Annotated in this window: 11 protein-coding genes; 4 read left to right on the forward strand and 7 right to left on the reverse strand. The window is 58.4% G+C overall.

From position 1 onward, the window contains the following. Nucleotides 1-34: 34 nt before the first annotated feature. The 4 genes from LBF07_RS05050 to LBF07_RS05065 all read right to left on the reverse strand — a co-directional run bounded on the left by LBF07_RS05050 (nt 35) and on the right by LBF07_RS05065 (nt 2,527). A complete protein-coding gene (locus LBF07_RS05050) occupies nt 35-934 on the reverse strand; it encodes a Dyp-type peroxidase (protein ID WP_094934568.1) in 900 nt (299 codons plus the stop codon). A gap of 92 nt (nt 935-1,026) precedes the next feature. Next, nucleotides 1,027-1,602 (reverse strand): RpoE-regulated lipoprotein, encoded by a 576-nt coding sequence (locus tag LBF07_RS05055; RefSeq protein ID WP_094934569.1) that lies wholly within the window; start codon nt 1,600-1,602, stop codon nt 1,027-1,029. Between the two features lie 63 nt (nt 1,603-1,665). Next, nucleotides 1,666-2,115, reverse strand: coding sequence for a DUF2919 domain-containing protein (locus LBF07_RS05060; RefSeq protein ID WP_094934570.1), 450 nt, complete (start codon nt 2,113-2,115; stop codon nt 1,666-1,668). Beyond that, nucleotides 2,102-2,527: a GNAT family acetyltransferase gene (locus tag LBF07_RS05065; protein WP_024907604.1), complete on the reverse strand. Its 426-nt coding sequence runs from the start codon at nt 2,525-2,527 to the stop codon at nt 2,102-2,104. The genes LBF07_RS05060 and LBF07_RS05065 overlap by 14 nt, the downstream gene beginning before the upstream one ends. 212 nt (nt 2,528-2,739) lie before the next feature. On the opposite strand from LBF07_RS05065, the gene amiA reads away from it, so the two are divergent. Beyond that, a complete protein-coding gene (gene amiA, locus LBF07_RS05070) occupies nt 2,740-3,615 on the forward strand; it encodes an N-acetylmuramoyl-L-alanine amidase AmiA (protein WP_023308739.1) in 876 nt (291 codons plus the stop codon). Further along, a complete protein-coding gene (gene hemF, locus LBF07_RS05075) occupies nt 3,615-4,514 on the forward strand; it encodes an oxygen-dependent coproporphyrinogen oxidase (RefSeq protein WP_039263704.1) in 900 nt (299 codons plus the stop codon). The genes amiA and hemF overlap by 1 nt, the downstream gene beginning before the upstream one ends. A gap of 35 nt (nt 4,515-4,549) precedes the next feature. Here the strand turns inward: hemF and maeB are convergent, their stop codons facing one another. Next, a complete protein-coding gene (maeB, locus tag LBF07_RS05080) occupies nt 4,550-6,829 on the reverse strand; it encodes an NADP-dependent oxaloacetate-decarboxylating malate dehydrogenase (protein ID WP_023308741.1) in 2,280 nt (759 codons plus the stop codon). 289 nt (nt 6,830-7,118) lie between these two features. Here maeB and tal point away from each other — a divergent pair, with 289 nt between their 5' ends. Both tal and tkt read left to right on the forward strand, forming a co-directional pair. After that, the gene (gene tal / locus LBF07_RS05085) at nt 7,119-8,069 is read left to right on the forward strand and encodes a transaldolase (protein WP_206461929.1); all 951 of its coding nucleotides are present in this window, start codon (nt 7,119-7,121) and stop codon (nt 8,067-8,069) included. Between the two features lie 19 nt (nt 8,070-8,088). Beyond that, nucleotides 8,089-10,077, forward strand: coding sequence for a transketolase (gene tkt, locus LBF07_RS05090; protein ID WP_094934571.1), 1,989 nt, complete (start codon nt 8,089-8,091; stop codon nt 10,075-10,077). A gap of 97 nt (nt 10,078-10,174) precedes the next feature. Here tkt and LBF07_RS05095 read toward each other — a convergent pair whose 3' ends face one another. After that, entirely contained in the window at nt 10,175-11,218 is a 1,044-nt protein-coding gene (locus LBF07_RS05095; RefSeq protein ID WP_094934572.1) for a DUF1176 domain-containing protein, read from the reverse strand. Between the two features lie 101 nt (nt 11,219-11,319). After that, nucleotides 11,320-11,913: a GDP-mannose pyrophosphatase NudK gene (gene nudK / locus LBF07_RS05100; protein WP_094934573.1), complete on the reverse strand. Its 594-nt coding sequence runs from the start codon at nt 11,911-11,913 to the stop codon at nt 11,320-11,322. Between the last annotated feature and the right edge of the window lie 22 nt (nt 11,914-11,935).

Genomic DNA, 11,935 nt, shown 5'->3' on the forward strand with positions numbered 1-11,935 from the left:
CGGCCCTCTCCCACAGGGAGAGGGAGAAAGGACATTACAGCGCCAGCAGACGCTCAACGGACGGCGCAAAGTAGTAGCCGCCGGTCACCGGTTTGGTGAAGCGCAACATGGCGTCGCGCTTGCCGTCGGTATCACCGAACATGCTCAGCAGCTGCTGCTCAATGTTATACAGGCGCGCGCAGTAGGCGCAGAAGTAGAGGCCGTGCGTGCCGCTTGCCGTGCCGTACGGCAGGCTCTGGCGAACAATCTTCAGCCCTTTACCGTCTTCTTTCAGGTCAACGCGGGTCAGATGAGAGGTCACAGGACGGTCGTCGCCGTCGATCTCTTCGTTGGCTTCTTTAGTGCGGCCAATCATCATCTCCTGGTCGTGCACACTCATGCGGTTAAGCTGCTTGAGGTTGTGCTCCCAGCGCTGCACGAACACATAGCTGCCGCCAGCGTCCACGCCGTCTTTGATCACCGCCACGTCGCGACGCGTCTCTTCGCCCGCCGGGTTTTCGGTGCCGTCGACGAAGCCGCTCAGATCGCGCTCTTCCACCCAGCGGAAGCCGTGAACCTCTTCCTGCACCTCAACGCTGTCGCCAAAGGCCGCTACTGCCGCCTGGGCAACGGAGAAATTCACGTCGTGACGCAGGGAGAGAATATGGATCAGCACGTCGTACTGAGTTGCCGGAGCCAGGCCTTTGCCGTAAGGGATGAAGTCTTTCAGCTCTTCCGCCCCTTCGCCACCGCTCAGCTGACGCCAGACGTTATTGCCAAAGGCAACAACGGCGCCGAGGTGCGCTTCCGGGAATTTGGTCTGGAAGGTTGCCAGCTTATCAACAAACGCTTTACTGGCCGCACGCAGGGCATCCACGTCCCCTTCAACATTGGCTTCAATCCAAATCGCCGCGCGGCAATGTTCTGGCAAAATGCCACTCTGAACCTGAGACATCGCTCCTCCTGAAATAAAGATGCCACGTCAGCGTGGCATTGATGGAGGCTATTATACCCGGATTTCAGCGAGGCGGTTTGTTCAGGCGCAAATTACTGCTTCCAGAGTATTTTGCTCACTTTCCAGCTCTTGAGCGTGTCGTCGGACGGCATCAGACCTTCCGGGCCGCTCCAGGTTCCGGTGAAGACATAGCTGATGTGCTGGCTGCCCTCAGCCTTACATTCCACCGCGACCTTGTCGTCAGACGGCAGGCTGGTGCAGTTGCCAAAGGCCTGCTTATAAAGGTCGCGGAACGGCGTACCCACCTTCACACCGCTCGCCGTCGGAATATCGTCATCCATTACAGCGATACGGTTTACGGTGCCTTTGTCACCGTTAATCACCAGCGCCAGCTTGTCGCCCTTCAGCGCTTCGTAATAGCGAACAATATTGCCATTCTCCGTTTTCATGCCGCTTCGCAGGCGGTAATCGCCGCTGAGCGCATCCTGAATAGCGTCCTGATCCAGCGCCGTCGCGGCGGTAATTTTCCCCACGCCCTGCTCGGTCACTTCCGTTGATGAGCCAAACCAGTTCCACGGATACGCGGCTGACCAGTTAATGGAGGAGAGCGTCGAACAGCCGGTCAACGCCAGCGGGAGAGCGCATAAAAGTAAACGCAGCGATTTCATTGAAACGTCCTTTCTTGTTAAATCAACGCTTGTTGGAGTGCGACATCGGCAAAAAGTGCCGGATTAATCATCATGATGCGCAAAACAGGCGCGAAGACGCGGGTTGGTCAGCAGCCACAGCAGCGCCACAATATCGGCAACCACCAGCGCAACGCCGGTGCCCGTCGGCGGTTCACCGTACCACCAGAGTACCGGCTGCCAGAAGAGCAGCGCAACCTGGGCGAGGATCAGCAGCCAGCGAAGCGCGCGCCAGAAACGTGGGATCGCATGCCGTCGTCCGCTGCACAAAAAAGCGACCACCGCCGGTACGCCCGGCAGTAAGCCGAGCCAGAAGGCGTCGTGATCGGGATAAAAGAGATTCAGCAGCGTGTCGCCCTGCCCGCGAGACGCGGCGGCCATCACAAACAGCCCCCAGGTCCGGGCCTGGAGTAGCAGAACGCACCAGAATAAAAAGGGCAGCCTGACGCGGCCCTGCGCGTCATAGTCTGCCGGATGGATCTCAGTACTCTTCATCTTCAATCAAACGCTTGCCCAGAGTCAGCACGTCAGCGTGTTCATAACCCAGACGCTCATACATGCCCAGCACCACGTCGTTATCTTCCCGCACCATGATCTGGATTTTCGGGCAGCCGCGGGCGATCAGCTTCTTCTCGAGCCGGTTCAGCAGCGCATTGGCAATGCCGCGGCCACGGTATTCCGGGTGGACGCCCAGATAATAGGCCGAGCCGCGGTGGCCGTCGTAACCGCCCATGACCGTCCCCACAACCTCGCCATTGACTTCCGCGACCAGAAACAGACTGACGTCGTGATTCACCTTACGTTCGATATCCATTTCCGGATCGTTCCACGGACGCAGCAGATCGCAGCGCTCCCAAAGGGTGATCACCTCTTCGAAATCTTCCTGGCGAAAAACGCGTATCTCCATGGTATTAACCGCCTTTTCGGGTTTAAAAACAGTGATTATGGCGCGAAGCTCGCCTTTCGCCAATAACCGGGGAAAATCTCGCCAAAATTTGGCATAATGTCACTTTGTCACGTATTGAAATGAAAAGTAAAACAATTCTCAACATGGACTGTCGTAACGGGAAACACGATACGATATAACACCAGGACCCCATTTTTTAGTATTCAGGCCGCATGAGCACATTCAAACCATTAAAAGCACTCACATCGCGTCGTCAGGTTCTCAAAGCCGGGCTGGCGGCCTTAACGTTAACGGGCATCGCAAAGCAGGCTCAGGCGAAAGACGAGAGCACGCTCAAAACCAGTAACGGACACAGCAAACCGAAAACCAAAAAGCCGGGCGCGAAGCGTCTGGTAATGCTCGACCCGGGCCACGGCGGTATTGATACCGGCGCCATCGGCAAAAACGGGTCAAAAGAAAAACACGTCGTGCTGGCAATTGCAAAAAATGTGCGCGCAATTTTACGCAGCAACGGCATTGACGCCCGTCTGACGCGCTCTGGCGACACCTTTATTCCGCTGTATGACCGCGTTGAGATCGCCCACCAGCACGGTGCGGATCTGTTTATGTCGATTCACGCCGACGGCTTTACCAACCCTTCCGCGGCCGGCGCCTCGGTGTTTGCACTCTCTAACCGTGGCGCCAGTAGCGCCATGGCAAAATACCTCTCCGACCGCGAAAACCGGGCGGATGAAGTCGCCGGGAAAAAAGCCACCGACAAAGATCATCTGCTACAGCAGGTGCTGTTCGACCTCGTGCAGACGGATACGATTAAAAACAGCCTGACGCTCGGCTCGCATATTCTGAAGAAGATTAAGCCAGTGCATCGTCTGCACAGTAAAGGCACCGAGCAGGCGGCATTCGTGGTGCTGAAGTCGCCGTCCATCCCGTCCGTGCTGGTGGAAACGTCCTTCATAACCAACCCGGAAGAAGAGCGGCTCCTCGGCACCACGGCGTTTCGTCAGAAGATCGCCAACGCTATCGCCTCCGGCATTATCAGTTACTTCAACTGGTTCGATAACCAAAAAGCGCACTCCAGGAAACGTTGATGAAACCCGATGCTCAACTGGTCAAAACCTTCCTGCTGCAGCTGCAGGATGAGATCTGCCAGAAACTGGCTGCCGCAGACGGCGGTGAATTTCAGGAAGATAACTGGCAGCGCGAGGCCGGGGGCGGCGGGCGCAGCCGGGTGCTGCGTAACGGCGGCATCTTCGAACAGGCAGGCGTGAATTTTTCCCACGTTCACGGCGACGCCATGCCCGCATCTGCGACGGCGCATCGTCCTGAACTGGCGGGCCGTAGCTTCGAGGCGATGGGCGTTTCGCTGGTAGTGCACCCGCACAACCCGTTCGTGCCGACGAGCCACGCCAACGTGCGCTTTTTCATTGCGGAAAAACCGGGCGCCGACCCGGTCTGGTGGTTCGGCGGCGGTTTCGATTTAACGCCATACTACGGCTTCGAAGAAGATGCCGTGCACTGGCACACCACCGCGCGGGATCTTTGCCTGCCGTTTGGCGAAGACGTCTACCCGAAATTTAAAAAGTGGTGCGATGACTACTTTTACCTGAAGCACCGCGACGAGCAGCGCGGCATCGGCGGGCTGTTCTTTGACGATCTCAACGCGCCTGATTTTGATACCGCGTTCAGCTTTATGCGCGCGGTAGGCGAAGGGTATACCGACGCCTATCTGCCGATTGTCGAGCGCCGTAAAAATACCGACTACGGCGTGCGCGAGCGCGAGTTCCAGCTTTACCGCCGCGGGCGCTACGTGGAGTTCAACCTGGTGTGGGATCGCGGGACGCTGTTCGGTCTGCAGACCGGGGGGCGCACGGAGTCGATTCTGATGTCGATGCCGCCGCTGGTGCGCTGGGAGTACTGCTACGAACCAAAAGAAGGCAGCCCGGAGGCTGCCTTGCGTGAGTTTATTCAGGTTCGGGACTGGGTGTAGCCCTTATGCCCTCTCCCTTTGGGAGAGGGTAAAAATTACAGCGGCTGCGTCTGCGCCTCAACCACCGCCAGCGCGACCATATTCACGATACGACGCACGGAGGCAATCGGCGTTAACACGTGCACCGGTTTCGCCACGCCCATCAGTACCGGCCCTACGGTCACCCCTTCAGAGCTGGAGACGCGCAGCAGGTTGTAGCTGATACGCGCCGCTTCCACGTTAGGCATAATCAGTATGTTGGCCGATCCCTTCAGCGGGCTGTCCGGCATACGTTCGTTACGGATGCTTTCCACCAGCGCGGCATCGCCGTGCATTTCCCCGTCAATCATCAGCTCCGGCGCACGCTCGCGCACCAGCTCCAGCGTCTGACGCATTTTGCAGGCCGCCGCGGATTTAGACGAACCAAAGTTAGAGTGCGACAGCAGCGCCACCTTCGGCTCGATACCAAAGCGACGCACGGTCTCGGCGGCCATCACCGTGATTTCCGCCAGCTCGTCCGGGGTCGGATCGTCGTTAACGTAGGTGTCCGCAATAAAGGTGTTGCCGCTTGGCAGCAGCAGCGCGTTCATCGCCCCGGCGGTATGGACGCCGTCGCGATAGCCGAAAATCTCCTGCACCACGCTAAAGTGCTCGTGATAATCGCCGATGGTGCCGCAGATCAGCGCATCCGCCTCGCCGCGATGCACCATGATCGCGCCGATCACCGTCGTGTTGCTGATCACCGCTTTCTGCGCCTGCTCCTGGGTGATCCCCCGGCGCTTCATGATCGCGTAGTATTCGCTCCAGTACTCTTTGAAGCGCGGATCGGATTCGTTGTTAACGATCTCGAAGTCGACGCCCGGCTTAATCTGCAGGCCCAGCTTCTGGATACGCATTTCAATCACGCTCGGACGACCAATCAGGATCGGCTTCGCCAGGCCTAAGGTGATCAGCTCCTGGGTGGCGTGCAGCACGCGCGCCTCTTCCCCTTCCGCCAGCACCACGCGCTTCGCGTCGGCGCGCGCCTGGGAGAAGATCGGCTTCATGAACAGGTTCGTTTTATAGACAAACTCGGTGAGCTTATCGACGTACGCGTCGAAATCATGAATCGGACGCGTCGCCACGCCGGAGTCCATCGCCGCTTTGGCCACCGCAGGGGCAATCTTGACAATCAGACGCGGGTCGAACGGTTTTGGAATGATGTAGTCCGGACCGAAGCTCAGATCCTGATCGCCGTACGCGGACGCAACCACTTCGCTCTGCTCGGCGTGCGCCAGCTCCGCGATGGCGTGAACGGCGGCAAGCTTCATCTCTTCGTTGATCGCCGTTGCGCCGACGTCCAGCGCACCGCGGAAGATGAACGGGAAGCAGAGCACGTTGTTGACCTGGTTCGGGTAGTCCGAACGGCCGGTACAGATGATGGCGTCTTCGCGCACCGCTTTCGCCAGCGGCGGCAGGATTTCCGGTTCCGGGTTCGCCAGGGCCAGGATCATTGGCGCACGCGCCATCTTCTTCACCATCTCCTGGGTCAACACTTTCGGACCCGAGCAGCCGAGGAAGATATCCGCGCCGTCAATCACGTCGTCCAGGGTGCGTTTACCGTCGTCGTCGACCGCGTACGCCGCTTTGGTTTCAGCCATGTTCGGCTCGCGGTCTTTATAGATAACGCCCTTGGAGTCGCAGACCACAATGTTGTGTTTCTGCATACCCAGCGCTACCAGCAGGTTCATACAGGCGATGGCCGCGGCGCCTGCGCCAGAAACCACCATGCGCACGTCGGAGAGATTTTTCTCGACCACGCGCAGGCCGTTGAGAATCGCGGCGGTGCTGATAATCGCGGTTCCGTGCTGGTCATCATGGAACACGGGAATGTTCATACGCTCGCGCAGCTTCTGCTCGATATAGAAACATTCCGGCGCTTTGATGTCTTCCAGGTTGATCCCGCCGAATGTCGGCTCCAGCGCGGCCACTACGTTGATGAATTTGTCAGGATCGAGTTCATCCACCTCGATATCGAACACGTCGATACCGGCGAATTTCTTGAACAGTACCCCCTTCCCTTCCATCACCGGCTTACCGGCCAGCGCGCCGATGTTGCCCAGCCCCAGCACCGCCGTGCCGTTAGAGATCACGGCGACAAGGTTGCCGCGCGCGGTGTATTTGTAGGCCGCCAGCGGGTCTTTTTCGATTTCCAGACACGGGGCTGCGACGCCCGGCGAATAGGCCAGCGCCAGATCGCGCTGGGTTGCCAGCGGCTTGGTTGGGGAGACCTGGATTTTGCCCGGGACAGGGAACTCGTGAAAATCGAGGGCACTCTGTTTCAACTGCTCATCCATCTTATTTTTCCTTTCACGTATCGGTCAAAAGGGTGACGTAAGCGATCCTGATGCACACCCTGGTGTGCCGCCTAGTATCGCCTCAGGCCGCCTCCTAAACTTTGAAGGCAGCCAAACTCTCACCATCACACATTAAAAATTGTTATCAATTTATAACAGCCATGTTACCCGTCTCAAAAGCAATGCCTCCCCCGTCTGCTATGCTTTTTTGTTAAGTCCATCATGATTTTTCCAGAAGTGTGAACTAACGCACTCATCTAACTCTTTTATTTCCAAGGAGTAATTATTTATGAACCAGCTAGACGGCATCAAAAAATTCACCACCGTGGTTGCAGACAGCGGCGATATCGAGTCGATTCGCCACTATCAGCCGGAGGACGCGACCACTAACCCTTCGCTACTGCTCAAAGCTGCAGGGCTTGCCCATTTTAGCCATCTGATTGATGACGCCATTGCCTACGGTAAACAGCGCGGGAAAACGCAGGAGCAGCAGGTCGCCGAAGCCAGCGACAAGCTGGCGGTTAATTTTGGTGCGGAAATTCTTAAAAGCATCCCGGGCCGCGTCTCGACCGAAGTCGACGCCCGCCTCTCGTTCGATAAAGAAAAGAGCGTTAATAAGGCGCGTCGCCTGGTGGAACTGTACGAGGAGCAGGGGATCGATAAATCACGCATTCTGATCAAGCTGGCGTCCACCTGGGAAGGCATCCGAGCGGCTGAGGTGTTGGAAAAAGAGGGCATCCACTGCAACCTGACCCTACTGTTCTCGTTTGCCCAGGCGCGCGCCTGCGCTGAAGCGGGCGTGTTCCTCGTCTCGCCGTTTGTCGGGCGCATCTACGACTGGTATCAGGCGAAACAGCCGATGGATCCGTACGTGGTGGATGAGGATCCGGGCGTGAAATCGGTCCGTAATATCTACGACTACTACAAACAGCACCGCTATGAAACCATCGTGATGGGGGCCAGCTTCCGCCGTACCGAGCAGATCCTCGCCCTGGCAGGCTGCGACCGTCTGACCATCTCCCCTAACCTGCTCCAGGAGCTCCAGGACAAAGAAGAAACGGTGATCCGCAAGCTGGTGCCGACCTCCACCGTTCTGCCAAAACCGAAAGCCATGACCGAAGCGGAGTTCCGCTGGGAGCACAATCAGGACGCCATGGCCGTGGAAAAACTGGCGGACGGCATCCGCCAGTTCGCCGTCGACCAGCGCAAACTTGAAGATCTTCTCGCCGCCAAACTTTAACCTTGCCACGGAGTGAACTATGTCCCGTAAAGAGCTAGCCAATGCCATTCGCGCCCTCAGCATGGATGCCGTGCAAAAAGCCAATTCCGGCCACCCCGGCGCGCCGATGGGCATGGCTGATATTGCCGAAGTGCTGTGGAACGACTTTCTGAAGCACAACCCCAATGACCCGACCTGGTACGATCGCGACCGCTTTATTCTCTCCAACGGTCACGCCTCAATGCTGCTCTACAGCCTGCTGCACCTTTCCGGCTACGAGCTGCCACTTGAGGAGCTGAAAAACTTCCGCCAGCTGCACTCCAAAACGCCGGGGCACCCGGAAATTGGCTATACCCCGGGGGTGGAAACGACGACCGGACCACTCGGTCAGGGGCTGGCCAATGCGGTCGGGCTGGCGATTGCCGAACGCACGCTGGCGGCACAGTTTAACCAGCCGGACCACGAGATTGTCGACCACTACACCTACGTGTTTATGGGCGACGGCTGCCTGATGGAGGGGATTTCACATGAGGTCTGCTCCCTGGCGGGCACGCTGGGGCTCGGCAAGCTAATTGGCTTCTACGATCACAACGGCATCTCCATCGACGGGGAGACCGAAGGCTGGTTTACCGACGACACGGCAAAACGCTTCGAAGCCTACCACTGGCACGTGGTGCACGAGATCGACGGCCATGACCCTGAAGCGGTGAAAAAAGCGATTCAGGAAGCGCAGAGCGTGAAGGATAAACCGTCCCTGATTATCTGCCGCACGGTCATCGGCTTCGGCTCGCCGAACAAGGCGGGCAAAGAAGAGGCGCACGGCGCGGCGCTGGGCGAGGAGGAAGTCGCGCTGACCCGGCAGAAGCTGGGCTGGAAACATCCGCCGTTTGAGATCCCGAAAGAGATCTACAGAGCCTGGGATGCCCGTGAGGCGGGTGAAAAGGCCCAGCAGGCCTGGAACGAGAAGTTTGCCGCCTACAAAAAAGCGCACCCGGATCTCGCCGCCGAGTTTTCCCGCCGCATGAGCGGTGGCCTGCCGGAGGACTGGGACGATAGAACCCAGGCGCTGATTGAAAACCTGCAGTCCAACCCGGCGAAAATCGCCACCCGCAAGGCGTCGCAAAATACCCTGAACGCAATCGGACCTCTTCTGCCCGAACTGCTCGGCGGCTCGGCGGATCTGGCGCCCAGTAACCTGACTATCTGGTCGGGCTCAAAATCGCTGAAAGAGGACATTGCCGGGAACTACATCCACTACGGCGTGCGCGAGTTTGGGATGACCGCCATTGCCAACGGCATCGCCCATCACGGCGGGTTTGTTCCGTACACCGCCACCTTCCTGATGTTCGTCGAGTACGCCCGTAACGCGGCGCGCATGGCGGCCTTAATGAAGGCGCGGCAGATTATGGTTTACACCCATGACTCCATCGGACTCGGGGAAGACGGGCCTACGCACCAGGCGGTTGAACAGCTGGCAAGCCTGCGCCTGACGCCCAACTTCAGCACCTGGCGCCCGTGCGATCAGGTCGAAGCGGCGGTAGGCTGGAAGCTGGCGGTAGAACGCCACAATGGCCCAACGGCATTAATTCTGTCACGCCAGAACCTGGCGCAGATTGAGCGAACCCCGGAGCAGGTGAAAAACATCGCCCGCGGCGGCTACATCCTGAAGGACAGCGGCGGCAAGCCGGACGTGATCCTGATTGCGACCGGCTCCGAGGTGGAAATCACGGTGAAAGCGGCGGAGAAACTGACTGCCGAAGGACACGCGGTGCGCGTGGTGTCCCTGCCCTCAACGGACATTTTCGACGCCCAGGACGAGGCGTACCGGGAATCGGTCCTGCCGTCCAGCGTCGCGGCTCGCGTGGCGGTGGAAGCCGGTATTGCCGACTACTGGTACAAGTATGTCGGGCTCAAAGGGGCGATTGTCGGCATGCGGGGCTACGGCGAGTCCGCCCCTGCCGACAAGCTGTTCCCGTACTTCGGCTTTACCGTTGAGAACGTGGTGGAGAAGGCGCTGAGCGTGATCTAGTGGGGTCTGCGTTGCCGGGTGGCGGCTACGCCTTACCCGGCCTACTAAAACCGCCAAACCGTAGGCCGGGTAAGCAACAGCGCCACCCGGCATAAAACTACCGCGTGATCCACAGCGTGGGCCAGGCATCTGGCCCGTTCCAGCTGTCGCAGCTGGGCTCCTCGGCGTAGCGCACCAGGCGGAAGCGCTGGCCGTCAAAACGCCAGCGCGTCTGGATCCCGCAATCGCCCAAACCGCGCCCCAGCGCGAGCGTTGTCAGCTCGCGCGTCTTTTCATCGAAGCTGGCGTTCATCAACTCCATTTCGCTCCCGTCGCCTGATGGCGTAAACGGCAGACGCAGCCTGACGCTGCGCGCGGTGAACGGTTTTTTACGCGATACCAGCCACGCCAGATCGACCGTGTTATAGGCCCCCGCCTCGCAGCTGACGATCAGCAGCGCTTTGTCATCGGTTAACGCGGTGACGCGCACTTCCCGACGGTTAGGATCCAGCGAGCACTGGCTTGCGTTCATCCGCCCGGTACCATAGTCCAGCAGGTCGTTCAGTTCGGCGTGGGAGAGCGGCGTCGGGGTCGGGTTGACGACCGCCACCTTTTTAAGGGCAGGAGCAGGCGGAACGCTTAACGGCGGATCGTCACCTTTCTTGATCCACGCGGTTTCACTGCCGACGCGCTTTTGCTGCGCATCAATGAACAGCAGCGCGGCCTTAAGCCCGGTCAGTGAAATAACCTGCTTACCGTCGCGCAGGGTCAGGGCCTTCCCTTCCTGGATGTTTTTCAGAAAGGCGGTGATGGTAGCCGCATCGTCCGTTTTAAGATGCCAGGGCGTGAGCTGCCAGCGCTGTTTGTCCAGCTTCAGGGGAACGTTATCCAGCAGCAGCCGGGGGGCAATCTCTGGCTCTTTTACCGAGGGCGTATCAAGGCCGCCGAGATCGATACGCAGCGTGGCGTCCGTTTTCGCCCCGGCGCTACGGGTGAGCGTCATGACCAGACCACGGTGTTCACCCGTGTTGCGTGCGAGGCAAAAATTCTGGTTATTGCAGGTTACCTGCCAGTCGGAGAAGGCTTGCTGGGCAGGTGCAGCCCGCACCTGCGGCGCGAGGAGCACACAAAACAGGTAAAACAAAAAGACGCTGTAGCGCATGAATGACACAATCCCGGAACGAAAACGCTTAACTGGGCAGTATCTTCGTGTTCCCGCCGGGGTTGCTCAATCGGATTTATCAGATATACCCGAAAAACAGGCTATATCCGTTCGAAAGTGGTGCTCATCAGCCCGGTTGTCTGTAAATACTGCAGTAATATCACCGCCTTACCATCCCTGATTTCGCCTGAACGCATCATCTCCAGCGCCCGGGCAAAAGGAAGCTCCAGCACTTCGATATCTTCATCCTCCACGCCACCGCCCCGGTGAGTGCGCTGCGCGTCGCTGTATTCCGCAATGAAGAAATGCACAATTTCCGTTACGCCGCCCGGCGACATAAACAGCTCGAAGACCTTTTTGACCTCGCCCACTTCGAAGCCGGTCTCTTCCACGGCCTCTTTGCGGATACAAACTTCCGGCTCATCATCATCGAGCAGGCCCGCGCAGGTTTCAATCAGACGTCCGTCAGGGTTGCCATTAACCCATGTCGCCACCCTGAACTGACGGATCAGCACCACGCTCTGCTTTTCACGGTTATAGAGCAGAATGGTTGCCCCGTTGCCGCGGTCGTAAACCTCGCGTTTGTGGCGGATCACCTCACCGTTGTTACGTGTAAGATCATAGGTGATGTTACGCAGGACAAAGTAGTTTTCAGAGAGAATTTTGTCTTTGATAACGTCAATTTTCAGGGTCATACGGGCTCCACAACACAATGAG

Source organism: Enterobacter cloacae complex sp. ECL352 (assembly GCF_020149545.1).
In the GTDB taxonomy this organism is placed as follows: Bacteria; Pseudomonadota; Gammaproteobacteria; order Enterobacterales; family Enterobacteriaceae; genus Enterobacter; species Enterobacter asburiae_B.